Annotated in this window: 22 protein-coding genes; 9 read left to right on the plus strand and 13 right to left on the minus strand. The window is 60.7% G+C overall.

Annotated elements, in window-relative coordinates; all coding sequences use genetic code 11:
- The first annotated feature begins 67 nt into the window (after nucleotides 1-67).
- Nucleotides 68-499 carry a hypothetical protein gene (locus tag ACI3KW_RS02115; RefSeq protein ID WP_404846719.1) on the plus strand — a complete coding sequence of 144 codons (432 nt, stop codon included), beginning with the start codon at nucleotides 68-70 and terminating at the stop codon, nucleotides 497-499.
- Nucleotides 500-1,585: 1,086 nt separating this feature from the next.
- Nucleotides 1,586-2,551: an ABC transporter substrate-binding protein gene (locus ACI3KW_RS02120; protein ID WP_404846720.1), complete on the plus strand. Its 966-nt coding sequence runs from the start codon at nucleotides 1,586-1,588 to the stop codon at nucleotides 2,549-2,551.
- Between the two features lie 95 nt (nucleotides 2,552-2,646).
- Here the strand turns inward: ACI3KW_RS02120 and ACI3KW_RS02125 are convergent, their stop codons facing one another.
- From ACI3KW_RS02125 to ACI3KW_RS02150, 6 genes are all read right to left on the minus strand, one after another.
- Nucleotides 2,647-3,600 (minus strand): ABC transporter substrate-binding protein, encoded by a 954-nt coding sequence (locus ACI3KW_RS02125; RefSeq protein ID WP_404846721.1) that lies wholly within the window; start codon nucleotides 3,598-3,600, stop codon nucleotides 2,647-2,649.
- Between the two features lie 9 nt (nucleotides 3,601-3,609).
- Nucleotides 3,610-4,590 carry an ABC transporter substrate-binding protein gene (locus ACI3KW_RS02130; protein ID WP_404846722.1) on the minus strand — a complete coding sequence of 327 codons (981 nt, stop codon included), beginning with the start codon at nucleotides 4,588-4,590 and terminating at the stop codon, nucleotides 3,610-3,612.
- Nucleotides 4,591-4,601: 11 nt separating this feature from the next.
- Nucleotides 4,602-5,669, minus strand: a complete 1,068-nt coding sequence (locus tag ACI3KW_RS02135; protein WP_404846723.1) for a FecCD family ABC transporter permease — start codon at nucleotides 5,667-5,669, stop codon at nucleotides 4,602-4,604.
- Entirely contained in the window at nucleotides 5,669-6,688 is a 1,020-nt protein-coding gene (locus ACI3KW_RS02140; RefSeq protein ID WP_404846724.1) for a FecCD family ABC transporter permease, read from the minus strand. Before ACI3KW_RS02140 ends, ACI3KW_RS02135 begins: the two co-directional genes overlap by 1 nt.
- Nucleotides 6,685-7,536: an ABC transporter ATP-binding protein gene (locus ACI3KW_RS02145; RefSeq protein WP_262165202.1), complete on the minus strand. Its 852-nt coding sequence runs from the start codon at nucleotides 7,534-7,536 to the stop codon at nucleotides 6,685-6,687. Before ACI3KW_RS02145 ends, ACI3KW_RS02140 begins: the two co-directional genes overlap by 4 nt.
- A 125-nt stretch (nucleotides 7,537-7,661) precedes the next feature.
- On the minus strand, nucleotides 7,662-8,954 hold the full coding sequence (locus ACI3KW_RS02150; RefSeq protein ID WP_404846725.1) for an ABC transporter substrate-binding protein: 1,293 nt from the start codon (nucleotides 8,952-8,954) through the stop codon (nucleotides 7,662-7,664).
- A 132-nt stretch (nucleotides 8,955-9,086) separates the two neighbouring features.
- Here ACI3KW_RS02150 and ACI3KW_RS02155 point away from each other — a divergent pair, with 132 nt between their 5' ends.
- On the plus strand, nucleotides 9,087-10,013 hold the full coding sequence (locus ACI3KW_RS02155) for a LysR family transcriptional regulator (protein WP_404846726.1): 927 nt from the start codon (nucleotides 9,087-9,089) through the stop codon (nucleotides 10,011-10,013).
- A 122-nt stretch (nucleotides 10,014-10,135) separates the two neighbouring features.
- Here the strand turns inward: ACI3KW_RS02155 and ACI3KW_RS02160 are convergent, their stop codons facing one another.
- From ACI3KW_RS02160 to ACI3KW_RS02180, 5 genes are all read right to left on the minus strand, one after another.
- Nucleotides 10,136-11,437: an alpha/beta fold hydrolase gene (locus tag ACI3KW_RS02160; protein WP_404846727.1), complete on the minus strand. Its 1,302-nt coding sequence runs from the start codon at nucleotides 11,435-11,437 to the stop codon at nucleotides 10,136-10,138.
- 9 nt (nucleotides 11,438-11,446) lie between these two features.
- Nucleotides 11,447-12,400 carry an ABC transporter permease gene (locus tag ACI3KW_RS02165; protein ID WP_404846728.1) on the minus strand — a complete coding sequence of 318 codons (954 nt, stop codon included), beginning with the start codon at nucleotides 12,398-12,400 and terminating at the stop codon, nucleotides 11,447-11,449.
- On the minus strand, nucleotides 12,397-13,347 hold the full coding sequence (locus tag ACI3KW_RS02170; protein ID WP_404846729.1) for an ABC transporter permease: 951 nt from the start codon (nucleotides 13,345-13,347) through the stop codon (nucleotides 12,397-12,399). Before ACI3KW_RS02170 ends, ACI3KW_RS02165 begins: the two co-directional genes overlap by 4 nt.
- Nucleotides 13,344-15,188: an ABC transporter ATP-binding protein gene (locus tag ACI3KW_RS02175; RefSeq protein WP_404846787.1), complete on the minus strand. Its 1,845-nt coding sequence runs from the start codon at nucleotides 15,186-15,188 to the stop codon at nucleotides 13,344-13,346. The genes ACI3KW_RS02170 and ACI3KW_RS02175 overlap by 4 nt, the downstream gene beginning before the upstream one ends.
- A gap of 78 nt (nucleotides 15,189-15,266) precedes the next feature.
- Nucleotides 15,267-17,018, minus strand: coding sequence for an ABC transporter substrate-binding protein (locus ACI3KW_RS02180; RefSeq protein WP_404846730.1), 1,752 nt, complete (start codon nucleotides 17,016-17,018; stop codon nucleotides 15,267-15,269).
- Nucleotides 17,019-17,181: 163 nt separating this feature from the next.
- Here ACI3KW_RS02180 and ACI3KW_RS02185 point away from each other — a divergent pair, with 163 nt between their 5' ends.
- Complete coding sequence (locus ACI3KW_RS02185) at nucleotides 17,182-18,981, plus strand: aminopeptidase P family protein (protein ID WP_404846731.1); 1,800 nt, start codon at nucleotides 17,182-17,184, stop codon at nucleotides 18,979-18,981.
- Here the strand turns inward: ACI3KW_RS02185 and ACI3KW_RS02190 are convergent.
- Nucleotides 18,978-20,015 (minus strand): LacI family DNA-binding transcriptional regulator, encoded by a 1,038-nt coding sequence (locus ACI3KW_RS02190; protein WP_404846732.1) that lies wholly within the window; start codon nucleotides 20,013-20,015, stop codon nucleotides 18,978-18,980. The two genes, ACI3KW_RS02185 and ACI3KW_RS02190, sit on opposite strands and share 4 nt — an antisense overlap.
- Nucleotides 20,016-20,264: 249 nt before the next feature.
- Here ACI3KW_RS02190 and ACI3KW_RS02195 point away from each other — a divergent pair, with 249 nt between their 5' ends.
- The 5 genes from ACI3KW_RS02195 to ACI3KW_RS02215 all read left to right on the plus strand — a co-directional run bounded on the left by ACI3KW_RS02195 (nucleotide 20,265) and on the right by ACI3KW_RS02215 (nucleotide 26,414).
- Entirely contained in the window at nucleotides 20,265-21,518 is a 1,254-nt protein-coding gene (locus tag ACI3KW_RS02195; RefSeq protein ID WP_113123724.1) for a sugar ABC transporter substrate-binding protein, read from the plus strand.
- Nucleotides 21,519-21,593: 75 nt separating this feature from the next.
- Nucleotides 21,594-22,493: a carbohydrate ABC transporter permease gene (locus ACI3KW_RS02200; RefSeq protein ID WP_404846788.1), complete on the plus strand. Its 900-nt coding sequence runs from the start codon at nucleotides 21,594-21,596 to the stop codon at nucleotides 22,491-22,493.
- Nucleotides 22,493-23,356, plus strand: a complete 864-nt coding sequence (locus tag ACI3KW_RS02205; protein ID WP_404846733.1) for a carbohydrate ABC transporter permease — start codon at nucleotides 22,493-22,495, stop codon at nucleotides 23,354-23,356. The genes ACI3KW_RS02200 and ACI3KW_RS02205 overlap by 1 nt, the downstream gene beginning before the upstream one ends.
- A 25-nt stretch (nucleotides 23,357-23,381) precedes the next feature.
- Nucleotides 23,382-25,307: a glycoside hydrolase family 127 protein gene (locus tag ACI3KW_RS02210; protein WP_404846734.1), complete on the plus strand. Its 1,926-nt coding sequence runs from the start codon at nucleotides 23,382-23,384 to the stop codon at nucleotides 25,305-25,307.
- A gap of 9 nt (nucleotides 25,308-25,316) precedes the next feature.
- Nucleotides 25,317-26,414, plus strand: a complete 1,098-nt coding sequence (locus tag ACI3KW_RS02215) for an ABC transporter ATP-binding protein (protein WP_404846735.1) — start codon at nucleotides 25,317-25,319, stop codon at nucleotides 26,412-26,414.
- Between the two features lie 44 nt (nucleotides 26,415-26,458).
- On the opposite strand, the gene ACI3KW_RS02220 is transcribed toward ACI3KW_RS02215, so the two are convergent.
- A complete protein-coding gene (locus ACI3KW_RS02220; protein ID WP_404846736.1) occupies nucleotides 26,459-26,617 on the minus strand; it encodes a hypothetical protein in 159 nt (52 codons plus the stop codon).
- Nucleotides 26,618-26,741: the final 124 nt, after the last annotated feature.

Genomic DNA, 26,741 nt, shown 5'->3' on the forward strand with positions numbered 1-26,741 from the left:
GAACAGCACAGATGGCGGTTACCTTGAAAAGAACTGCGTGGTAGCGGGACTTGTAATGGAGAGTTTTATGAAGCGTCGTTTTGCGTACGTACTGATGGCCATAGCCACTGCGTCGCCCGCATGGGCACAGGAGAAAACTGATCTTGCATCCTGGATAGGGGAATGGACCGCTGGACCCGAACAATTCATCACTATCAAGGCTGATGGTGACGCCCTGCTTATTGAGGGAAATGCCACCTATGGCGCCGAAGATCCGGAGAAAGCGGCCATCGGCGCGATCAATGTCGGAGACTTCTCCGTGTTGGTGCCCGCAGGTTGGATCGAGCAGGGCAAGGTCTCCTTCGGTGTTGGAGAAAATGGACCGCTGCGGATCGATGATGCGGATGAGTACGATTGTGTCGTCAACATAACGCAGTCTGGCCAGACGCTTGAGGTCTCGGACAACTACATGTGCGGCGGGATGAACGTGACATTTGACGGCACCTATTCCCGAAAGTAGGCGCTGGGCGGGGACGACGATCTTCGTGGCTCGACTTTAGAAAAAGGCTTCTCCCTTGAGGACGAGGGGAAGCGACCGTTCTGTCAGAAGCCAGCAACAGCTTTGGCTTGGAACGAGCCTTTCTGGGATGGCCGGCTCAGGTAGTGGTCGAGAAGGCCAATATGAGACGGTTTTGGCTCGTATTTCGCAACAGTGAGGACAACGGCACGGTACGACTTGATCGTATGGGGTGTCCAATTTTCGAGGAGTGTGAGACCCATGCAAGCTGAACTCGCGATCCCTAGCGTGGCGCTCTCGTCTGTTATGGCTAAAGTTGCAGCCTTGCTGATGCTGGCGGAGCGCTAATTGGAAAAGGGCGCCTGCTAGGTGACTACGGCTCGGTAGCAGGCGCCGCGCCGGCGGAAGGTGATCCACCGAGGCCCCTGCCTCATATCACCGATGCTTGGGTGGACCTACGGATAGTAAACACAGCCTCGCTCACGCATCCATGCCTCAAGCTCCCCCTTGATCGCCTCGATCCGGTCTTTTTCCGGGGTTGCATGCGCGCCGTGCGCTTCCAAGTATCGATGGCACCCAAAGAGCATTGTCGAGACCGTATAGGATTGATCGAACGCGGAAAGCCCGCCCGGCTGGCTGTCCAAGTGATCTCGCCAACGGATGATCGCTGACGCAAAATTTTGGGGCATATATTACCTCGAGCGGAAGGCCAGACTGACAACGTTGAATCAAGCGCCGGCCGTTACCGCAAGATGATTGTACCCGACATTGGCCGAAATTCTCCCTCTACTTCCTCGGCCTGACATGATCGGCGTTTTGGGTAACGCAACGGCGCCACCAGTTGGGCCGCACGTCATCGGGTTCATTCTACTGAAGGCTGCAGCGTCATCGTCGGGCAGGTACGCGGGACAGGCAGAAAATCACACACGAAATCGGTAGGCGGCATGATTGGCGAGTTGCCGTCCGTGCAGATGCCTAAACTTGACATGTTGTATCATAAAATCTAGTCCGAAGACTTGCGCGCGCGCCGTTGGGGTATGGGTCATACGCGCAGCCCCCAGGGACAACCAAGCTCAAGAAAGCACATTGATGAAAACGCTCATTGCTCTGATCCTTGCGGTTGCCATTGGTGTGGCGCCGACCGTTGCTCAGGAAACCCGCAGCGTCACCGTCGCCAACGGAGTATTCGAAATCCCGACCGCGCCGCAGCGCATCGTATCTCTCAACGATCAGATCGTGACACTACCGCTCTATGAACTGGGCGCGCCGGTCATAGGTAGCGCCGGCCGTACCGCCGAGGATGGCACCCACTTCCTGCGCGGGGGCATGGATACGCTGGGGATCGACTATTCCAATACCGACATCGCCTATGTCGGCGGCTTCAATCAGTTGGACGTGGAGGCCATCGCCGCCCTGGAACCCGATCTGATTATCGGGGGACTTTACACTGACGCCAAAGTAATCGAACAACTGCAGTCGATCGCGCCGACCCTGGTGGTTGACAACGCCGACCTGGGCTTCATCGGCACGCTGCGGACGCTGGCCGACATTACCGGACAGAGCGGTCGCTTCGAAGCCCGGTATCAACGCTATCTCGACAATGTCGAGCGTGCCCGCTCCTTCATTGGCAATACCGGCGATATCTCGGTCGCGACAACGTTCATGTTTCCCGCTGCCGAAGAACTATGGGTCTATAAGGCCAACCTTGGGGCAATCACCCGCGTGATCGATGACCTCGGCTTTGCCAAGCCCAAGGCAATTGCCGATCTCAGCGAACCCCAAATGACATTCAGTCCTGAATTGATCCAGGAGCTCGACGCCGATTTCGTCTTCGGGTTCTATCGCCAGCAGGCCGACGCCACGCCGACCACCGTTCGCGCGGCTTATGAGAAATTCTCGCCTGGCTGGTGCCAGGCTCTCGCCGCCTGCCGCAACAACCAGTTCGTTCTGCTGCCTGGTCCGAGCTTCGGCAGTTCCATGACTTCGCTCGAACTCGCGCTGGAGCTGGTGGAAAGCCATATCGCCGGCCGCGGTTTCGTACCTTTGGCCGAGTAGCGAGCCGCCTGAAGGAACGGATGCTATTTGGCGGCGGTGCTGGTCATCAAGGCTGTCGAGCGGTCGTGGTCCTGCGTTGGATCTTGGCCGATACCCTATTGATCCCTTGTGCGAAGAGTCTGGCTGTTCATCAGGGCCAGGAGCGTCGTGGTGATGCTGCTCAGGCTTTGGTAAGAAATGGCATAGGCCTCGTCGCGCGGCAGGCGGAAATATTGCTCGTTCCGGCAGGCCCAGAGCTGCTCGCAATAGCCGGGGAGCGCCTCCTGCATGCGCGCATCGGCGTCGGCAGGCGTTTCGCCGCGATCGGTGCGGAAGGTGTCGAATATGACATCGGCATCCAGGTCCGGCAGCAATTCGGCGCTCAGTTCCTGCTCTCCGCCTTCGCGAATGGCATCGATGAGCGCTGGGAAGCGGAAGCCGGCATCGCGCAACACCTTGCCCAGGCTGCCATAGCTGTGCTGCACGGAAATCGCGCCGCCGGAGCCTTCTATCACTGAGACCATGATGTTCTTTGCATCGACAAGCCGCACCAACTGCGCCAATTGCGCCTGATAGCGGGCTTCCAGGCGGGCGAGGGTGGGCGTGGTGCCGGTTAGATCGGCCAGGCGGGCGTAGATATCGAAACGATCGCTGATGATCTCGTCGAACACCACGGTCGGCGCGATCCGCTCGAGCTGGTCGAGCGGCACATCGCGGGAGACGAGGGTAACGATCAGATCGGGTGCAGCGGCGGCTAGTGCTTCGATGTCGATTGGCTCATTGCCCAGGAAGGTAATGTCGGCCGTGGCGAAATCGACCCCCGTGAGGATCAGGCCGGAGCGAATATAGGGTTGATCGTCGTTGGTACGGCCGTGCGAGGCAATGGGCATGGCATCCAACTCGATCAGCGGCACGCTTAGCCGCAGGTCATCGAGCGCGGCAATGCGTTTCGGTTGGGCCGGAATTTCGACCACGCGGCCCAGATCGTCGGTGAAGGAGCGGGTGTCCTGAGCCTGGGTTGGGGCGATGGCCAGCACAGCAAGGCAGAAGGCAAAGACGAGGGTTTTCATGGTTTTGCTTTACTTGGACAGCGGCAGGAAGGCGCGGCCGGCAATGTGGGTGAGCAGTTGCAGATAGGCCGTCTCAAGCGACTTGAACGACGACGAATAGATCGGCGTACGGTGCAGGAAGATGTGCTGGTTATTGCTGCAGGCATGCAGGGCCTGGCAGTAGCCGGGCGCGATCTTCTCGAAGGCGGCGCGGATCTCGGCAGGGCTGCGCTCGTCGGGGTAGAGGGGTTCATAGGTGGAGACGATGAAATCTGCATCGACCTCAGGCAGGAATTCGGGGCTCAGATCGAGTGAGCCTTTCTCCAGTTCGGCAATGATGGTGGGCCTGGTAAAGCCGACATCGTCTAGCAATTGGGAGAGGGCGTAATAATCCTTGCTGGCGGCGATATAGCCGTCATCGGGCCAGGGCTGCAGGATAGCGACCGAGATATTGGCGGCATTGGGCACTAACCGCTTGAATTCGGCGACCTGGGCGTCATAGCGGGCGCGCAAATGCTCATATTCGGGCAGCACGCCTGCGGCATCGGCTACCGCTTGCAGAGCGCCGAAAAAGCCCAGCCCGCGCTGGTCGATCAGAATGGTGGGTGCAAGTTTTTCGAGATTGGGCAGCAGGGCGTCGTCATTGCCAGAGCGGCCGATGATCAGATCAGGCTCAAGCCCGGCAATCAGTTCAAGATCGATCTCGTTGAAGACGCCGAGGAACTTGATGTCGGTATTGTCGAAACTGGTTTCGTAGAGCTCCTTTGCGCCACGAATATAGGGAATGTTGTCTTCTTCGAGCCGTCCATGGCTGCCTACGACATGGTTGGTGGCGCCGAATTCGACCAGCGGCAGGGTGATGCTCAGATCATGCAGCGAAACGATGCGCAGAGGCTCGACCGGAATATCGATTGTGCCATTGGCAGCCTCGAAGGGGCGGGTCTCCTGCGCCCACGCCGATGCGGTGAGCAATCCCCCAAGAATGGCAGCGGCGGCTAGAAGCAGTTTCATGGGCTTGATCCTTAAAGAGCAGTCCGACGCGCGGCCCGGCGCAGCAGGATGAGAAAGATCGGCACGCCGATCAGATCGGTGACGAGACCGGCGGGAATCTGGACCGGGGCCATCAGGGTGCGCCCCACCAGGTCAGCAGCGCAGACCAGGGCCGCGCCCAACGTTGCCGTGAGCAGCAGATGCAGGGCCACGCCCGAGGGGGCGAGGCGGCGCGCGGCATGCGGCGCGATCAGCCCGACAAAGCCGAGCGGCCCCACAACGGCGGTGCCTATTGCGGCAAAGCCTACAGCGGTGGTGATGAGGCCATAGCGTACCCAGCGCACCGGGGCGCCGAGGGCAGTGGCGGTGGCGTCACCCATGCGTAGGGCTGCGGTGGAGCGCGAGAGCAGCAGTAAGGCGGGCAGCAGCACTGCCGACCAGGCGGCGAGCATCTGCACATCGCTCCAATTGGCAGCATTGATCGAGCCATTGAGCCAGGTCAAAACCGAAAGTACTCGTTCGATGTCGCCATAGGTCATCAGCACCGACGTGCCGGCTGAGATGAGTGCAGCAACCCCGACGCCCATTAGGATAAAGCGGACGGAGCTGGCACCCCTCGTCGTCCAGGTCAGGCTCTGGATCAGAATGGCCACCAGCATGGAGCCGCCAAATGCCACCCAAGGCCGTAGCGTTGCCAAGCCACTGGGCCACAACACGGTCAGCGCAACCACGGCGAGCCCGGCGCCTTGCGACACGCCCACCAGGGACGGATCGGCCAGGCCATTGCGGGTGACGTTTTGCAGCGCTGCGCCCGAGAGGGCAAACATGGCGCCGACTAAAGCGGCGGCCAGGGCACGCGGAAAGCGGAATTCCCAGACGACATTGTCGATGGTCTTGCTGACGCTTTCGCCGCTCAACGTGCGCCAGACTTCGGAAAGGCTGGTCGGTTGGCTGCCGATGGTGAGGCTATAGGCGATGATGGCAGCGAGCAGCAGCAAGGATGCAACGAGCCAGCCAAGCGCCCCAACGGGCAGGCGCAGGGCGATGCGTTCGCCGAATAGGCGCAGCACATACCAGCGAGAGGCGGCGATGGTGCTCATCAGCGGGCTCGCTGGCGAATGAGGTAGATGAAGATCGGCGCGCCGATCAGTGCGGTGATGATGCCGGTGGAAATCTCGGCCGGGCGGAACAGCATGCGCGCCGCGACATCAACTGCCAGCAAATAGCCGGCCCCGAGCACGGCCGAATAGGGCACGATCCAGCGATAGTCGGCGCCAGTGAAGAGCCGCACCACATGAGGGATGACCAGGCCAACAAAGCCGAGTGGTCCGGCCAGGGCCACCGAACCGGCCGTCAGCGCCACGACGCAGACCAGCAATTGCGCCTTGAGCCAGCCGGTGCGCACGCCTAGCGCCTGAGCTACTTCCTCGCCCATGGCAAGTGCCGTGATCTGACGTGCCAAAGCGAAGGATAGTAGCAGGGCGACAATAAGCACGGGCCCAGCCGTCAGCAGCATGGATAGATCGCGTCCCGCCAGCGAACCGGAGAGCCAGACGCGATAAGAGTCAAAAGCGTTCTCGCGCAGCAGGAAGGCGACAGAAGTCAGTGCCCCCAGGAATGCGGTGACCACCGCCCCGGCCAGCGTCAAGGTCAGTGGCGACGTGCCGCCGGGTACCCAACGAGCGATGAGATAGACCAGGCATGCCGCCCCGAACGCTCCACCGGCGGCCATCAGCGGAATGGCGGTATTGTCCACCAGACCAAGCATGCCGATGCCGAAGACCACAGCGAATGCCGCGCCCGCCATGAGGCCCAGAATGCCCGGCTCGGCCAGTGGATTGCGGGTAACACCCTGCATCAAAGCGCCGGCAACCGAGAGCGATGCTCCAACGATCATGCCCACCAGCGCGCGCGGCAGCCGTAGGTCCCAGATGATAGTGTGGTTGAAATTGCTGGGATCGCGCGCGGTCAGCGCTTCGAAGACGACGTTGAACGGCACCAGCTTGGCGCCCAACGCGATATGAAGGCAGAAGATCGCTGCGATCAGACCCAGCGCCACTGGCAAGCCGAGCCAGCGGCTAGTGCGTATGACGGGCGAGACCCCGGCGGCGCTGTTCATGCCGTAGCCAGAGCCGGAAGGATATGGGTGCTTGCGGGCGCCCCCCGCGTCGGCATGCAGAAGAGGCGACCCGATGCCGGGTCGCGCAGCACATTAGCGTCCAGATCGAACACGGTTTTGATATTTTGCGCCGTAAAAACCGCCTCGGGTGCGCCCGAACACACAATGCGCCCGGCCTGCATCATCACGAGAGTGTCTGCATAGGCAGCGGCAAGGCTGAGTTCGTGCAGCACCACGACCAGCGTGCGGCCAGTCTTGTGTGCCAGATCGTGCAGCAGGTTCATCACATCCACCTGCACCTTGAGATCGAGAAAGGTGGTGGGTTCGTCGAGCAGGATCAGATCAGTTTCCTGCGCCAGTGCCATGGCAATCCAGCAGCGCTGACGCTGCCCGCCCGAGAGGGAATCCACTGGTCGGTCGGCAAAGTCCGTGACCTGGGCGGTGACCATGGCCGCATTGACCGCCGCCTCGTCGCTCGAACTCCATTGCCGCAGCAGCGATTGATGGGGGAACCGCCCCTGCGCCACCAGCTCGCGCACGCTCAGCCCTTCCGGCGCCACCGGCCCCTGTGGCAAGAGGCCGAGTTTGCGCGCCACCTCGCGTGTAGCGGCTTTGTGGATGTCCTTGCCATCTAGCAGCACGTAGCCGTGGCTTGGCATGAGGATGCGCGCCAGCGTCTTGAGCAGGGTGGATTTGCCGCACCCATTGGCGCCGACCAGAATGGTCAAAGCGCCACTGGGCACCGCAAAATCGAGGCCATCGAGAATAGTGGTGTCGTCATAGCCGGCGCGCAGCTCGATGGCCTCGAGCCGCTCGTCCTTCGCCCTTGCCTGATCTTGGATATCCATGTGCCAGCCCGCCGCGACGTCACTTTGCAAGCCCTCGGACTAGATTTTATGATCTGGCTTGTCAAGTTTAAGCAGTGGCTAGATGGCGCCAGGCTATCTCGCCAGCGGTTGTCCCCGCCAACCGACTACGATCCGCTACTGCGGGCAAGGATGGCGGCTGCGTCGGCGACGAAGGTCTGGGCGGCATCTTCGGGTGAGCGCATGCCAAAGGCAATCTCCTGGGAGATATTGCCAAGAGCCTTGCTGACCTCGCCGGCGGCGGGGGGTGGGGATGGCGGCAGCGGGCCGACCAGAGCACCAAGCGAGGTAACGAAATCGAGTGCGGCCCGGCTTTCCGGCGTCAGCTCATCGGCGACGGCCTCCCGCGCGGTCTGGGTGCAGGGCACACCGCGCTCGACGCCGAGCAGTTTGGCGGCAGCTGGATCATTGACGAAATAGGAAATGAACGCCGCCGCCGGTTCGGCATTTTGCGAGGCGCCGCTGACGGAGAAGAATTGCGAGGGCTTGCGGTAATGCCCGCCGGCGCCATCGCTGATCAACGGATAGCTGGCCAGACCCAGCTGGTCTGGGCTGATGCCTTGATAGACCACCAATTCATTGGAGTGGATCGGGGTGGTCGCCGCCTTGTTGGTGATGATCATGCTCGATTCCGCCGAGGCGGTGCTGAGCGCCTGATCTTCGGCGGAAACGATGACGCCAGCATCACGCAGGTCGGCCCAGAGGCGGAACCAATCGACCAATGCCGCTTCGTCGAACCCGATACCCCCATCCGCGGCATAAAGGGCCGAACCATTCTGGCGGAGCCAGTTCTCAAAGACGACATCGCTGCCGGATGAGTCTGACAATACCTTGATGCCGTTGCGGATATTGGCTGCAGCAAAAGCCTCGCCCATGGCGCGGTAATCGTCATAGGTGGTTGTGAGGTCCGGTGGCGCGATGCCGACCTCCTCGAAAACCGTGGCATTATAGATCATCGCGGCCGAATTGCTGCCGAGTGAGACGCCATAGAGCTTGCCATTGACGCGGCCGCCAGCGACCTGATCTTCGTCGAAATCGTCCAGCTTGAGCGTACTGCCGATGAAATCATCGAGCGGCGCGATGGCACCGCGCGAGGCATATTCGACGATATAACGATAGTCCATCTGCAGCACGTCCGGCGCAGAACCGCCCGAGACCTGGGTGGCAAGGCGGGTCCAGTAATCGTCCCAGGCGATGAATTCGCCATCGATGGCCGTTCCGGTTTGCTCGGTGAATTTGTCGACCACGGCATAGGTCCGGTTTGCCCGGTCCTGTCCGCCCCAGAAGGCGAGGCGCAGCGAGGCCCGCTGGGCCTGGGCCGTGGACAGGCCGAAAGACGTGGATGCGGCGAGCATTGCGCTGCCCATGAGAAACTGACGACGGGGCATACGAAAAGTCATGGGAACCTCCCTTGGATCATACCGGTAGCGCTCTGGTGGCGCTTCTCTGCATTCAGATTGACATGCCCAAGCGCGCAAGAAAAATACGAACTAAGGTGCTATTGATAGATAAAATCTATCACCGGAGGAGACATGGATAAGCTCTTGCGACAGTTCATCGCCATTGCCGAGACCGGCAGTATTCGGGCGGCCACGGCAGTGCTCAACGTCACCCAGCCAACGCTGACCGTGAACATGCGTAAGCTCGAAGCGGATTTGAATGCGCGGCTGTTTGTTCGCTCGGCCCGGGGCGTGCGGCTCACGCCCTATGGCGAGGTGATCTACGAAAACGCCCGGCTGATGCAGCGGCTCGACGACAATATGCGCAAGTCAGTTGAGGAGATGCGCGTCCGCAATGAGCGGGGTATCAGCATTGGCAGCGGCTATTCGTGGTGGACCGTATTCGTGCGCGATGTCCTGCTGCGCTATCAGCAGCGCAATCCCAAGGCGCCGCTGCAGGTGAGCCTGGGCGATCAACTCCGCTGCCTCGACCAATTGCTGTCGGGCGATATCTCGCTTTTTATATCGCACGAAATCCGCGGGCTGAACGCCGGTATCGGTGCGCAGTTCATCCGGCTGAGTCAGGTCTACAACGGGGTGTTCGTCCGCGACGGGCACCCTTTGCTAGGTGCGGTCCGCACGCGTGAGGAAATCGAAGCCTATCCTGTGGTGACCAGTTCCCTGGCAGAAAGCCGGCACCAGCGCTTTTTCGACGAAAACTGGCGGAGGCAGCGTGGCGAAGCGCTGTTCGGCCGAGAAAGCTACATTTTCGGCTCGAACTCTATTTCGGCCTGCCTCGACTATCTGCGCAACACCGACGCCGTCTTGCGCATCTCCAACGTCATTGCGCCGTATTTTGCAGAACAGGGCATAATGGAGGTGAAGCAGGCCGGAACATTGGCGAGCATCCCCATGGGCATATATGTGTTGGCTGAAAGACGTGGGGAGAAGCGCCTGGAGGATGTGTTGGAATGGCTGATCGCGGCCTGCCGCGAAGCGCTGCCGCCGTCGCAGGATTAGCCGCCCGCCACAGGGCCGCTTGAATGTCATGACCGATAGCCGCTGGCAGTGAACCAGGTTTTTTGGACCGGTCATCGGGGCATTGCATGACATTGCTGCCGCCCATCAGACTCGAAGTCGCTCTAGCTCAAGGGGCCGCCACGATCTTGGGTCATCTTGACCAAGCGTTTAAAAACACTGCCGCTTTGACGGATGCCGTCATGCTCGAACTCATTGGTGACCCAGTGTTCGAGGTTGCCGATCAGACCAGCCGTCTCCAGTGAGAGGCTCGCGTCGACATACATGTCATCGTGGTAGATGATGGCTGAGACGGGGACCGTATTGGCGGCCAGCCGCTCGCGATCGTAGAGCAGGCTATGGTCCACGCGCTGGGCAAGCGCCTCGGTACCAGCTTGGAAGGGGCGCAGCGAGCGGATGTCCTCGAACATCCAGGGAAACATCATTTCGCCGGTGAACAGCAGCGGACGAGTAGTTTCGGCGAACTGGGGGAGGGTGTCACGCACCCGCTGCGCGGCCCAAGCTGTCGCGCCGGATCCGTGGCCGTAGATGGATTCCTGCATCACGGCAAAGAGCGGATTGCCGTCATAGCTAGTCATGCGCATCACATCGGCAAGGAACTGGTCGGACAAGCGGTCGCGCTCGGGGGTGGCGAACGCCTCGTCGATCAGCCAGTGGATGTTTTCGAAACCTGGAGCCATGCCGAAATCGATGCCGATGCTCTGTAACCGGCGCACAGTGAGCTGGTCGCCATCGGGCAGGCGGACATCGTTGCTGGTGATGAAATCGGCTAGTTCACCGATCGTGTCACGGTCATCAGGGTAGCGCTTGTAATAGCGGGCTGTCTTGGCCTCGACCCGCGGATAAGTGCGGCGATAAACCTCTTCGGCCGAGGGGGTTATGCTGGCGAGACCCCCCGCCACATAGCAGGCCGAAAGCCCCTCGGATGCCTGGCTCAGATAGGTCAGGGTTAGGAAACCGCCATAGCTCTGGCCCAGCGATTGCCATTTGGCGCCGCCGAACACGGTTTTTCGCAGATGTTCGAAATCGGCCACAATGGAATCGGCGCGAAAATGGCTGAGATAGGCGCCGGCCTCTTCCCCACTGACAAAGCGCTGCATGGTCGCGCCATCCACCCGCGTGCTGCGGCCGGTGCCGCGCTGGTCAGGCAGGATGACGCGGTGGCTCTTGAGGGCCTCTGCCAGCCAAGACGGTCCTCCGCTGGTGGGACGGGGCGACTTACCGCCGGGGCCGCCTTGCAGGAAGACCAGCAGCGGCAGCTCGGCGTCCCTTTTTGTCGGATCCACTGCTTCGCGGGCAAAGAGCTTGATCGTGGGGCCACCGGGATTGGCGAACCAGTCGAGCGGCACGTCGATTAAGTGGTCGCGGATATGAATGCCGGGAATGGTGTATTGCGAGACGATCATGGTCCTGTCCTAACGAACGCGCGGGTCCAGCAGAGCATAGGTGATGTCGACGACGATGTTGGAGATGACGATGAAGAAACCTCCCAACAGCACCACGCCGATAATGATGGGCCTATCCTGATTATTGACGGCCTGAACGGCCAGCGCGCCGACGCCTTGCAGGCCATAAACCTGCTCGATGACGATGGCGCCGCCCAGCAGCAGGGCGATATCGGCGCCCAATTGGGTTACCAGCGGTGTGAGAGTGGCGCGCATGCCATGCTTGAACACGACGCGGCCTTCCGACAAGCCTTTGGCACGAGCGGTGCGGATATAGTCCTCATTCATCACCTCAAGCATCTGGCCGCGCGTCAGCCGGGCATAGACTGCCGCGGTGGTTAGCGCCAGCGTTGCCCAGGGCAGGGCCAGATGCCAGGCCCAGAGCGCTGGATTGGGCAGGAACGGCTTGAAGCCGCCGGCGGGAAAGAGTGTGAATCCCGCCTGGCGCGGCAAGAAATAGAAGACATAGAGCGAGACCATGCCGAGCACGAAGGTAGGAAAACTCAACCCTACCAGAATAAAGGCCTGGCCCAGCCGGTCGCGCAATCCGCCGGGATGGCGGGCCGACATGATACCGATGGGAATGCCGACCGCCAGCCAGACAATGACGCCGCCGATGACCAGGGAAATGGTGGCTGGCAAGCGATTGGCAATGAGCGTGGTGACCGGTTGCTGGTTACGGTAGGAAAAGCCGAGATCACCTACCGCCGCGCGCCCGAGAAAGCTCACATATTGCTCGTGGATGGGACGGTCGAGCCCTAGATTGGTGCGGATCTGCACCAATTGAGCTTCGGTGGCCTTGTCGCCTGCCACCATGCGGGCCGGATCGCCGGGGGCCACGAAGAAGAGGAAAAAGACGAAGGTGCTGAGCGCAAAGAGGATTAGCGCGGCAAAGCCAATGCGGCCAAGCAGGAAGCGGATCATGGCTTGTGCCTCCAGCGCAACAGACTGCGCCTGACCACGGGGCGGGATTTGGGGTCGAGCGCGTCGCGCAGCCCATCGCCCAGAATGTTGAACGAGAGAGTGGTCAATAGCAGCGCCAGGCCCGGGATGAGCACCAGCCACCAGGCAACGAGATAGATGGAATTGGCAGCGGCGTCGGCCAGCATGCCACCCCAACTCGGGGCGGGCGGCACAATGCCCAGGCCCAGGAAGGAAAGGGTGGCCTCGAATACGATGGCGCTGGGGATCATCATCGTGGTGTAAACGATAATGGGGACACTCAGATTGGGCAAAATATCGACAACCATGATGGAGAGCGAGCTGGCGCCGAGCGAACGGCTGGCCTGAACGAACTCGCGGGCACGCAGCGACATCACCTGGCTGCGCACCACGCGGCCCATGGTCGTCCAGCTGAAAAAGACAATGACCCCGATGCTAAGCGACAGGCTTGGCCCGAACACCGAGACCAATGCGAGCGCGCAGAGCAGGAAGGGCACGCTCATCACTAGGTCCATGGCCCGGCTCAGCACCATGTCGATCCACCCGCCGAAAAAACCGGCCAGCACGCCGACGGTGACCCCGATCAGCGAGGCGGCCAGCGAGGCCAGGACGCCCACCAGCAGAGAGACGCGGGCACCATAAGCGAGGCGGACGAGCACGTCGCGACCCAGCTGGTCGGTGCCCAGCACGAATTCGGCAGTGGGCGCCACGGGCAGACCCATAGTGGACAGGCCGGTGTCGCGGAATTGCTGGATCGGGGAATGGCCGGCCCAGCTTTCGATCAGCGGTGCTGCGGCAGCAAATAGCACCAGCACGACAATGAATACCATGGCGGCGAGGCTGGCCTTGTCGCGGAGCAACCGCCGCAGGGTGAGCGAGAAGGAACCGCGCTGGACCACGATGGGAGCGGAGCTGGCCGGCGTACTCATGCGGCGGCCCAATCTATGGTCTGGACCAGATCACGGCTGCGCGCGAAATGTTGGGGCGGCGGAGTGACCGAGGCGGCGAGCAGGGTACGGGTATAGTCATCCTGAGGATTGGCGTAGATGGCCTGGGCGTCGGCCAGCTCCACTATGCGGCCCTTGTTCATTACAGCGATGCGATTGCAGACCTGGCGGACCACGGCCAGATCGTGAGAGATAAAGAGATAGGTAAGGTCAAGCTCGCGCTGCAGTTTGGACATCAGGTTAAGCACCTGGGCCTGGATGGAAACATCAAGTGCCGAGACCGGTTCGTCAAAGATGATCAGCCCAGGATTGAGCGCCAGGGCGCGCGCAATACCGATGCGCTGGCGTTGGCCGCCGGAGAACTCGGACGGGAAGCGGTTGTAGTGCTCTGGATTGAGCCCCACCCGTTCCATCAGTTCCTGCACGCGGTTTTTGCGGTCGGCGCCGGAAGCGACGTGGTGGATGCGGAAGGGGTCGCCGATAATGGCCCCCACGCGGCGGCGCGGATTGAGCGAGCCGAAGGGGTCCTGGAACACTAGTTGCACGGCCCTACGCGTCTCGCGCCAACCGGCGGCATCGAGATGAGCCATATCGGCATCGCCCAAAAGCACGCGGCCGCTAGTGGCCGGGATGAGGCCGGCAATGACGCGGGCGAGAGTGGATTTGCCGCAGCCGCTTTCACCCACAAGGCCCAGCGTTTCGCCGCGCCGGACTTCGAGGTTGATACCCTTGAGCACGTCGAACCGGCCTTGCTTGTCGAAGAGCCCACCGGTGGCAAAGCTCAGTGCGACATCCTCGACCTTGAGTATGACGGGGGCGCTCTGGGTGTCGATACGGCGGACGGTCGAGCCTGCATGCGGCGGCGGAGCTGGGGCCGTGTCTTCCAGCCAGCACAGAGCTTCGACATCGTCGCTATAGCGGCGCAGCGGCGGACGACTAGTGTGGCACTTTTCCATGACAGCACTGCAGCGGGGGGCAAAGGCGCAGCCATCCGGACTATGCAGCAGGCTGGGTGGGCGGCCCGGAATAGCGACCAGTTCTTCGCCAGCCGCGTAGTTGGCGGGGGAGGAGCGCAGCAGGCCGGCCGTGTAGGGGTGAGCGGGCGTGGTGAAGACCGCTTCGCTTGAACCATATTCCATGCGATTGCCGGCATACATCACCATAACCCGGTCGGCGACGGAAGACAGCAGACCCAGATCGTGGGTTATCATAATGACGGTGGTGCCCAATTCCTTGCGCATCGTATCAAGCAGAGCGACGATCTGCGCTTGCACGGTCACATCGAGCGCCGTGGTCGGCTCGTCGGCGATGATGACGGCAGGGTTGAGTACGAGTGCCATGGCGATCATCACACGCTGGCGCATGCCGCCTGAAAACTGGTGCGGATAAGCGTCGAACCGCTCGGCCGCGTTGGTGATGCCTACCTTAGCCAGCATGTCGACGGCGCGGGTCCGCGCAGCTGCCTTACTCACCCTTTCATGGGCGTGAATGGCTTCGGTAATCTGGCTGCCGATAGTGTAATAGGGATGCAGGCTCGACAGGGGGTCTTGGAAGATCATGCCGATGCGTGATCCCCGCAATTTGCGCAGGTCCTTGGGTTTTTCCGTTAGCAGGTCGCGCCCCTCAAACAGGACTTGGCCGGAAATATCGGCATAGGGCAGCAGCCCCAGAATGGCCTGCATCATCACCGATTTGCCCGAACCCGATTCCCCGGCAATACCGAACAGTTCCCCGGTCTCGATGGCGAAGGAGACATTTTGGACAGCGTGGATTGTGCCGTCTTCGGTGGGGATCGAGACGGTCAGATTGCGGGCTTCGAGCACTGGCAAGGAGCGGCTCCGAGTTTGACCTACGCGGTGGCTATGGTCCGGACCTGGTGGCCCGGACCACGCCGTTACAGCTTAGCGTTGGATCCAGACATTGGTCCAATCACCCTGCACGCCTAGCGCATAGGGCTGGAAATTCTGCACGGCGGCACTGCGATAGAGCACAACCTTATTGGCGAGATACGGCACGACCGGCGCATCGGCCATGACAAGCTCGTCGACCTGACCCCATAACCGAGCCACTTCCTCGGGTGTGGTGGCATTGATGGCCTGCTGGGCCAGCTCATTGGCCTTGGGGTTGTTATAATCGGTGTAATTGTAGGTCTGATGGGTGCCGTTGAAGCTGAATTGCGGCTGGAACACCGAGCGGGCCGAGCCCCCCGCCCAGTCGGGCGTCCAACCCACAGGCGCAATGTCCCAGGTTCCGTCCTTGGTGTTGACCGGGTTGGTCATGAACTTGGAATAATAGTCCGCGGGGGCCACCGGCGTCAGCTCCAGCGTAATGCCGGACGCCGCCATGCTGGCCTGGATGGTCTGGGCAATGGCCGGTTCGTTATTCTGGTTGCGGAACGGCATTTTGAGCGTGATGCCATCGGGGTAGCCTGCCTCGGCCAGCAATTCCTTAGCCTTGGCCGGGTCGCCCTTAGCCTCGGGCGAGGGATAGAGATCGAAATCGTGATAGCCCAGCACGCCCGGCCCAAAAATGCCGTTGACCGGCTGGCCTACCGTGGGGCCGCCGGATTGCTGCACGATGGCAGCCTTGTCGATGGCATAGTTCAGCGCCTGGCGGACCTTGAGGTCGCGCAGAGCGCCATTGTTGTTTTCCGATACCGTGTTGATAAAGAGGAAGGCAGTGGCCCCCGATGAGACCGTCATCAGCTTTTCATCGCCCGTGGCCGTCAGCAATTGCAGGATGGCTGGCGGAATGGTGATGTCAAAAGTCATGTCGCCATCACCAGACTGCAATTGCTGCAGGACAGCGTCGGGTTGCAGGCCGAAGGTGATCTGGATGTCGTCGACATAGGCTTTGCGTAGCGGATCGCTCTCGGGTGTCCAAGCAGGGTTGCGGACCAGTTGCAGGCTGCTATCGGGGGTGTAAGCGCCGGGGGTGTAAGGACCGCTGGCGATGAAGTTATTCCGATAATCGGGGCTATCGGGCAGGTAATCGAGCACCTCGACTGGTGCCGGTGCCGAGGTCGGCAGGCTCAGCATATAGATGAAGTCGCCTGCTTTTTGGGTGAGATTGATGACGATTGTTTGGTCATCTGGCGTTTCGATGCCGGCGATGTCGTTGCCCTCAATATAGGCCTTCATGGCCTCTACAGTTGGTTCGACCTTGGAAAAGCCGGCGCAGAACTCGGCCAAACCCGCGATGAGATCCTGATAATAGGTCAGCGCAGCGGAGCCCAGCAGCGGATTGCACATGCGCTTGATTCCGCGCTCGAAATCGGCCGAGGTAATCTGGCGGGCGCCAGAGGGCGCATTCCACTGTGCGCCCTGGCGCAGCTTGAACGTATAGGTCAGCCCGTCATTGGTAGGCTGAGGCACTTCGGTAGCAAGGTCCCCCTCTGGCGTGATGCGGACCGTTTCGTCGGTTGAGGCGGCATAGCTGATCAATTGCCGTGTCACCGCGCGCAGGAAATTATTGCTGGTAACCAGAGCAGCCGAAGTTGGATCGAAATGGTCGATGTCGGCTGTGCCCAGAATGCGCAGCGTGCCGCCCGCCTGGCCGTCCTGAGCCGCGACCCCATGGGGCAGGGCAATGATGCTGGTCGTCGCCATTAGGCCCGCCAGGGCCAATCGAGTAATACCGGACAAATGGTGCATGAGCTCCCTCCGAGCGTTTTGTGCCAGGAACCAGACCCCTCTGGTCTCCGGCGGAAGCCTGAGGACACCAGATGCGCTCTTCGGAGTCAATGAATTTGTCGACAAACTAAATACAGCGATTTAGAACTCTGTCCCGTCAGGGAAAGAACAGGGAGCAGCCGGCATGCCGAACGCAATGAACCGAACTAATGCCGCGCTACGCCAGCTCCGAGGAAAACTGACCCAAGCTGGCCTTTATGGCGTGGTAGTGCCGCGGTTTGATCCCTATCAGGGCGAGGTCGTGGCGCCACATGACGAGCGGCTGGCCTTCCTCACCGGCTTTAGCGGCTCGGCCGGGAATGCGGTGGTAACGGCAGATCACGCCGTGCTTTTCGTCGACGGGCGCTATCAGGTGCAGGTGCGGGCCGAGGTGGACACCCGTCAGTTTGAGATCTCGCATTTTTTCGATTTTCCCATTGAGACCTGGCTCGAGCAGAAGCTGCCCCGCGGGCAGCGCATCGGCATCAATCCCATGCTGGTGCCGAGCGCGCTTTACGCAAAGCTGAAAGCAGCCATGGACCGAACGGGGGGCGAATTGGTCCTTTTGGAAACAGACCTCGTTGATGCCATCTGGCCGGATCAGCCGCCCCCGCCAATTGCCCCGATCCAAGCCTTCCCGTTGCGCTGGGCGGGAGAGGCTAGCGCGAGCAAGCGCAGGCGTATCGGGGCGAGGCTGGAACAGGCCGGAGCGGATTTCCTGGTCGAGACTCAGCCGGATAATATTGCCTGGTTGCTCAATATCCGGGGCGGTGACATCGCTCATACGCCGATCGCCCATTCGGCGGCGATTGTTGACCGCGACGGGCAGGTGGATTGGTTCGTGGATGAGCGCAAGCTGCCCAATGACCGCAGCGGCATCGAAACTGACGGGCTGGCGGTCCGGCCTGCTGACGGGCTAATCGCGGCGGTGCGAGAGCGAGCAGGGAATAAGACGGTATTGGTTGATCCGGGCTTCGCGCCGGTGGCGGTACGCCTGGCGGTAGAGGCCGCGGGCGGTATCCCGCTGCTGCAATTCAGCCCGGTTACGCTCGCCAAGGCGGTCAAGAACGAGGTCGAGCTGGAGGGGTTTCGGCAAGCCCATATCCAGGATGGCGTCGCCTGGACGGAATTTCTGGCCTGGCTCGATGCCGAGGTGCCGGTACGCCTGGCCGCGGGCAACGCCATCACCGAGCTTGAGGCGCAGTCGCAATTGCTCGCCTTCCGGCGCGCGGGCGTTGACTTTGTCGAAGACAGTTTCGGAGCAATTTCGGCGTCAGGCAGTAACGCAGCCATGTGCCATTATGCTTCTAAGCCACAAACCAATGCCCCTCTGACTGGCGAGTTGCCCTATCTGATTGATTCAGGCGGGCAATACTGGGGGGGCACAACGGACGCCACGCGCACCGTGAATTTCGGTCCGGCCAGTGGGGCCGTACGGCAGACCTATACGGCCGTGCTCAAAGGTTTTGTGGCGCTGATGACCGCGCAGTTTCCACCGACCACTCAGGGCCATCATCTTGATGCCCTGGCGCGGCGGCCACTCTGGGATCTCGGGCTGGACTATGATCATGGCACGGGGCACGGGGTAGGGCATTTCCTGTCTGTGCACGAGCACCCGCACCGCTTCGGCAAGACGGTGAATGCGCATGGCTTCGAGCCGGGCGTGGTGATGACCATCGAGCCGGGCTATTACCGGGAAGGCGCTTTCGGGTTGCGGGTGGAAAACCAGGTCGAAGTGGTCGCGGGCGTTGCCGGCTTTCTAAGGTTCGAGACGCTGACGCTGGTGCCTATCGATGTGGCCATGGCCGAAATAGAAGCGCTAACCACTGCGGAAATTGGCTTTCTCAACGCCTATCACGCCCGGGTCCGCAAGGCTCTGGCAGGGCGTCTGTCGCCGCGTGCCGCCGCGTTTCTGGACCGCAGTACCCAACCGATTTCCGGCTAGATCGTCAATGCAGTCGAACCGCGGACGACCAGGCGGCAATCGGACAGCTCGATGCCGCTGGCTAAGGGCGCGCCGCCAATAGCATGGAACAGGCGTTCGGCGGCATGGCGGCCGAGCAGGCCCAGATTCATGTCGATGCTGGTGAGAGGCGGGTGTGTACCCTCCACGATAATGTCCCAATTGTCGAAGCCGACAACGGCGACATCGTCGGGTACGCGGATGCCACGTTCGCGCAAAGCGTCTAGGGCGCCGCGGGCAATTTGGTCGGAATCACAGAGAATGGCGTCGACCTTGGTGCCCTGTTCCAACATCATGGCACAGGATGAACGGCCCCAGCGCTCGGTCCATTCGCCATAGGCGGTTTCGAACATCAATTGGGTTCCACTTTCGGCAAGGACCTGGGCAATGCCCCTGGTCCGGTCGGCCGCGGCGCGCTCATGACGCGGTCCGGTCAAATGGGCGATGTGGCGCCGTCCCGAGGCAAGCAGATGCTCGATTGCCATGCGGCCGCCCGCAACATTGTCGGGGGTCAGCGAGAGGTCGCGCGGGTCCTGGGAGGGCGTATAGACATAGATGACCGGCACGGGCAGGTCGCGGCCAATAGGGGCGCGATGGTCAGTCTTGCTGCCCACCACCATAATGGCATCGACGCGGCGGGCGAGAAGCGCGGAAATGTAGTGTTGTTCGCGGATCGCATCGCCCCGTGCGTCGCAGAGAAAAACCGAGACCCGTCCGGCCCCAAACCTGTCCTCGGCCCCCATCAAAATGGGTAAGCTGAAGCGCCCCTCAAGATCTGAGGTGAGCAGCCCCACTGTGCCGGAAAGCCCCTGCGACAACCCTCGTGCGAGGGGGTTGCCAACATAGGCGAGGGCCCGTGCAGCGTCTTCCACCCGCGCGCGCGTCGCATCACTAACCCTGTCACGGCCGTTGAGCGCTTTGGATGCGGTGCCCAGAGATACGCCGGCACGGCGCGCCACATCGTCCAGCGTCGAGGGTCGAGCTTTGGCGTCACGCGGTGGGATTGTCTCGTTCATGCCGGCTTGCCTAACAGGGATCGTTGCGAGCCGAAAGCCTTGCAACATGTTCGGCTTTCGCATGTTTTCGCAAAACTCGAAAGTCCTGGGTGCAATAAACCGAAGAAGACCGGCCATTCCGTTCCAAATTTCCGATGAGAAAGCGCTTTCGCAAATATTGTCGACAAACTGAATTCTTGCTGCTAGTCCTCATGGCAATCTGGTGGCGGGTCCGTTGCCAGATGAGGGAAACGGGAAGGGAAAACCATCATGAAAAAGTGGATGCTGATGACCACGGCGATTGCCGCGACAGGCCTTGTGGCCATGTCGTCGGCGCGTGCCGAAGAGCTGAACCTATGGGTGCGGACGTCCTCAGCGGGCGTCTTGGAAAAGCTCGTCGATCTCTACAATGCCAGCCATGACGACAAGGTCGTGGTGACGCCGATCACCGCTGAACAGATGGTGCCCAAGCTAGGCACCTCGATCGCGGCGGGGGCAGCGCCCGATGGCGCTGTGCTGGATTTGATCTATCTGCCCACTTTCGCGGCGACCGACAGCCTCGAAGATATGACCGATTTCATCAAGGGCCTGCCCTATGCGGATGCCCTCAGCCCCTCCCATATTCGCCTAGCCACCTATGAGGGCAAGGTCTATGGCGTGCCCGCGCTGCCTGACGCCTCGATCATCGCCTATAACAAGGATCTGTTCACAGCCGCCGGGCTCGATCCGGAAAAGGCCCCAGCCTCGCTGGCCGAAATTGCTGAAGACGCAAAGAAGATCACTGCGCTGGGCAATGACACTTATGGCCTTTTCTTCGTGGCAAGCTCAGGCAGTTGGTTGGTCTATGATTTCACGCCCCATATCTGGGCGGCCGGAGCCGATGTGCTCTCCGAAGACGGGCGCACTGCAACCATCGACACGCCGGCCATGCGAGCGACGCTAGCTGCCTATAATGACATGTGGACATCGGGCTCCATCCACCCCACGTCCCGCTCGGGCGTGGGCAATGATGCAGTGGCCGCTTTTGCCTCGGGCAAGGTTGGTATTCTGATGACAGGGTCCTACATCGTGAATCTGCTCACCAGCCAATATCCCGACGTGAATTTTGGCGTCGCACCCATTCCCGGTCCCGAAGGCGGCGCCTCGAGCTTTGCCGGTGGCGACACGCTGGCTCTGATGAAGGGCATCAGCCCTGAAAAAAAGGCCGTGGCCGAGAGCTTCATCGACTTCTACATGCAGCCCGAGCAGCAAGTCCTGATCACCGCGGAATCCGGCATGCCGCCGCGCACCGATTTGGCCGATGAGGCCTATGCCGATTTCGATCCGCGCAATCTAATTGCCTACGATATCCTGGCTAGCGCACGCACGCCCTACACTTTCGCTTCCGACGAATTGTTCGTGGCCCGCACTGGCCCCTGGGTCAATCTGCTGCAAACCGCCATTTTCGATGGCGATATCGATGGTGCGATTAGCGCGGCGCAAGAAGGGTTCACCAAGATCCTGGAACGCACCAACCCCAAGTAACTCCTCCCGGAGCGTGGCGGACGGGATCTGTTCCGTCCGCCGATTTTTGATCAGCAAGGGGAGTGCGCCGTGACCATGTCCATCGAACAGCCGGCAATCCGGCAAGAGCCGCATCAATGGCTGGGCGCCGCCTTCATCGTGCCGAGCCTGATCATGATCGGACTCTTTTTCTTCGTGCCGCTCATCATGACAGTGTGGATGAGCTTGCATGACTGGCCGCTGCTGGGCAAATCAAGCTTTATCGGACTCGATAATTTCATGGAGATCGCGGGGGACCGTCAGCTCTGGAACAGCGTGGGTTTCACCATGCTTTATACCGTGCTGGTGACCCTGGCCCTCTTCGCTGTGGCCTTTCCGCTCGCGCTGTTAATCGACCGGCCACTGCGAGCGGCAGGCTTTTTCCGCACCATCTTCTTTATGCCGGTGGTGATCGGGTTCGGTGCGGCTTCGACCCTTTGGATGTGGCTGCTCAATCCCGATAGCGGGGTTTTTGCGCAATTGCTCAAGAGCCTGCATCTGGTGACAGCCGCGCCGCGCCCAATTGAGAGCTTTTGGCCGGCGCTGGGTGTAATCATCCTGATGGTGGTGTGGAAGAGCGCGGGCTTCACCATGGTGATCCTGCTCACGGGCTTGCAAAGCGTGCCTGCCGAGGTGATCGAGGCGGCCAAGATCGACGGCGCCAATGCCTGGAGCCGGTTCCGCAATATTACCCTGCCGCTGATGCGCAATTCGCTGCTGCTGGCGCTGGTGCTTAACGTCACCTCCTCGATGCTGGCCTTCGATCAGTTCTTCGTCATCACCCAGGGCGGGCCGCAGAACTCGACTATTACCGCGGTGTTTCAGATTTATCTGGCCTCGTTCAGTTCCTACCGGCTGGGCTACGGCTCGGCGCTGTCGCTGGTACTGCTCGTGGTGCTGGTTGCCATCAGCTCGATCCAACTGACCTTTCTTAAAGTCCGCCCGGAGGAAAGCTGATGAGCGATCTGACTAGCAATGGCCCCTCGCGCCGGGAGCGGCTGGGTCTGGTAGCCTTTTATGTCGCGGCCAGTGTCTTGGCCGTGCTGTTCCTGATGCCCATGGTCTGGTCGGTGGCCAATTCCTTCAAGCCGCCCGCCGAGGCGTTGGCCAATCCGCTTGCTTTGTTCAGCAAAGCTTTTTCGCTCGATAATTACCGTCGTCTCGAAGGGGTAGGAGCAGGCTGGTATGTCTATGCCGGCAATTCGGTGATGATCGCTTTGGGAACAGTCCTGCTGACCGTGCTGATCGCGGTGCCGGCCGGTTATGGCTTTTCCAAATTCCGCTTTCCCGGTCAGACGGTCCTGTTCGTCGCCTTGATGGCAACGATGATGATTCCGTTCCAGTCCATTTTGACGCCGTTATTCCTGATCCTCAACTTGCTCAAGCTGCAGAACAACCTGTTGGGGCTGGTGCTGATCTACACCACCTTCCAGCTGCCCTTTTCGATCTTCATGATGCGCAATGCCTTCGATGCTGTGCCCAAGGCATTGATCGAGGCGGCGCGGATCGATGGGGCCTCCCAATGGACCATTCTGCGCCGCATCATGGTGCCTATTGCCCTGCCGGGGGTCGCTACGGTGGCGCTCTTTGCCTTTCTCAATTCCTGGAACGAATTTCTGGCGGCACTGATTTTCCTGTCCGACCAGAACAAGTTCACTCTGCCCATCATGCTGGTGAATGTCTCATCCGGCATCTACGGCATTATCGACTGGGGCGCTCTGCAGGCCGGCGTCACGGTCACCATGATCCCCTGCCTTGTCCTCTTCCTGTTGCTGCAACGCTATTACGTGCGCGGCATGACGGCTGGCGCCGTCAAATGATCCACCTGGTTTCGAAAGCGATCCGATGACCGATCTATCCAATCCCCCGCGCATCGAGCGCTATGTTCCCGTTGACCATGCCAAGGTCGATTTCGCCGGCGGCTTCTGGGAAAGTTGGAGCAAAACGGTGCGCGAGGTGACCGTGCCCAGCCAGCACCGACGCCTCGATGAAGAGCGCTTTCTCGAGGTGCTCAATTTCGACCAGCCACCCGGGCCATTGGCCCGGCCGATCCAACCCAGCGGGCTCTCGATGCAGCATTTCTTCGACAGCGATTTCGGCAAGTGGATTGAGGCTGCGAGCTATACGCTCAAAGCCCATCCCAATCCGGCGCTGCAAGCAAAGATCGATGGTATCGTCGAAAAACTCGCCCACGGGCAAATGGCGGACGGTTACCTTAATTCCTGGTTCATCCGCCGGGAGCCGGACAAGCGCTGGACCAATCTGCGCGACCTACATGAAATGTATTCCATGGGACATTTGCTCGAAGGAGCGGTGGCTTATTTCGAAGCTACCGGGAAGCGGGCTTTCCTGGATGTGATGATCAAAGCGGTCGATCACATCGATGCCACCTTCGGCCGCGAGCCGGGTAAATTGCGCGGCTACGACGCGCATGAGGAGATCGAGCTAGCGCTGATCAAGCTCTATCGCGTGACCAAGAATCCCAAGCATCTCAAGCTTGCACAGTATTTCGTCGATGAGCGCGGCCAGATGCCCTCCTATTACGACGAGGAAGCGCGGCGACGGGGTGATGATCCTGCCAATTACCACTACCAGACCTATGCCTATAGCCAGGCCCACATGCCGGTGCGCGAGCAGACCCAGGTGGTGGGCCACGCGGTGCGGGCCATGTATCTGTTCTCGGCCATGGCGGACCTCGCCTACGAAACTAGCGATCTGACGCTCCTGGCCGCCTGTGACCGGCTTTTCGACAACCTCACCGGACGGCAGCTCTACATTACTGGCGGTCTGGGACCCTCGGGCGCCAATGAAGGGTTTACCCGGGAATACGACCTGCCCAATGAAACTGCCTATGCCGAGACCTGCGCGGCGGTTGCCCTGGCCTTCTGGGGGCATCGTATGGCACAGATCGAGCTGGATTCGCGCTTCACCGACCATGTCGAACTGGCAATTTTCAATGGCGCGCTCTCCGGCATTGCGCGGGATGGCGAGCACTATTTTTATGAGAATGTGCTGGAAAGCCATGGCCAGCACCGGCGCTGGAAATGGCATTATTGTCCGTGCTGCCCCACCAATATCGCCCGTCTGATCGCCTCGCTGGGCAGCTATTTCTACACAACCAAGCCAGATGAACTGGTCGTCCATCTGTACGGCGCCAACACGGCCGAAGCCGAGATTGGCGGGCGGATCGTGCAAATATCACAAGAAACGTCTTATCCTTGGGATGGCGATATCGCGCTGACCCTTGTGCCTGCGGCGCCGATGCCTTTCACACTACGTCTGCGTATGCCGGGCTGGTGTAACAAGGCCAGCGTGACGGTGAACGGAGAGGGGATAGACACTGCCGCCGCTGAAAAGGGTTATCTGGCCATCGCTCGCCAGTGGGCGGCCGGCGACGTGGTGCGGATCAGCTTCGACATGCCGGTCGAGCGACTTTATGCTCACCCGCTGGCCAGCGAGGATGCCGGGCGCGTGGCGTTGAAACGTGGGCCGGTGGTCTACTGCGCGGAGGAGGCTGATCTGGGGTTTGTGCCCCAATTGTTGGCGCTACCGGCCGACGCAGAAATCGCAGCGGAATTTGATCCCGACTTGCTCGGCGGCGCAGTGCGGCTTTCGGCCTTAGCTACTAAAACCAGCGACGCGGACTGGGACGGGCAACTTTACCGCCGCGAACAACCGAAAACCCAAGCAACGCGTCTTAATGCGATCCCGTATCACCTATGGGCCAACCGACAAGCCGGCGGCATGCTCGTTTGGTTGCGCGAGAAATAGGAAACCAGCATGGCTCAACTTTCTCTTCGGAACGTGGTCAAAGCCTATAACGAGCACCAGGTGGTGCGGGGCATCAACCTTGAAGTCGCCGACAATGAATTCGTAGTGCTGGTCGGGCCTTCAGGCTGCGGCAAGTCGACGACACTGCGCATGATCGCCGGGCTCGAGCATATCAGCGGCGGCGAGATCGCCATCGGTGACCGGGTGGTCAACAATCTGGGGCCGGGTGAGCGCGATATTGCCATGGTGTTCCAGAATTACGCGCTTTATCCCCATATGAGCGTGCATGAGAACATCGCTTTTTGCCTGCAGCAGCAGAAAATGCCAAAGGCAGACATTCAGCAGCGGATTGCGGCGGCGGCGCAGACCCTACACATCACCGAACTCCTAGACCGACGCCCTGGCCAGCTTTCTGGTGGCCAGCGCCAGCGCGTGGCCATGGGCCGGGCCATCGTGCGCAATCCAAAAGTGTTTCTATTTGACGAGCCGCTGTCGAACCTGGACGCCAAGTTGCGCGTGCAGATGCGCACCGAAATCAAGCGGTTGCACCAGACCCTGCCGACGACCACAGTTTACGTGACACATGACCAGATCGAGGCCATGACCATGGCCGATCGGGTCGTGGTAATGAACAAGGGCCGCATTGAGCAGGTCGGGCCGCCGCAGGAACTCTATCATCGCCCGGCGAGCCTGTTTGTGGCCGGCTTTATCGGTTCGCCAGCAATGAACCTGCTATCGGCAAGCGTCGTTGCCGCTGGGGATGAACTGACACTGGTGCTGGTAGACGGCACGAGCCTTCCGGTGCCACCGTCAATGCGGGCAAGCGCGGGGCTTTTGGCGGGACGCGAGGTCATTGTGGGAATTCGGCCGGAAGTGATCACCCAACCCAATGGTCGACCCCATGCTGCCCCGATCTTGGCCAATGTCGAGATCGTCGAGCCGTTGGGGCTGGAAACCTTGCTTTATTTCAGCGTCGGCAACGACGTGGTGTGCGCCAGGGTAGACCCGGATACCGCACCCTCGCCTAATCAGCAGGCGAAGCTGAGTATTGATATGGATAAAGTCCATATCTTCGATCCCCAAACGGAGCAGGCGCTACGGCCATAAGAGTTCGGTCATCGGCGTGGGAGCCCTTGTACCTGCCAGCGCCACTAAGGTGCCTGATGATCGGTCAACCGGATGCCGGTCTCCATATCGAAAAGCAGGATGTTGGCCGTGTCATAGGTAAAGCTGACCGGCTCGCCCACGGTCAGTTTGGGTCGATTTCCCAGTACAGCAACGACGATGTCGTCGCCCGCCTCAAGCTGCAAATGCGTTTCCGATCCGGTCGGTTCGATGCTGCGGACCTGGCGGCATTGCCGTCCGAAGTCAGCTCGATGTGCTCGGGGCGGATGCCCAATTGGATGGATCTGCCAATGTCATCACCCCACGTAT

The sequence above is a fragment of the Devosia sp. ZW T5_3 genome, assembly GCF_044987315.1.
Classification (GTDB): domain Bacteria; phylum Pseudomonadota; class Alphaproteobacteria; order Rhizobiales; family Devosiaceae; genus Devosia.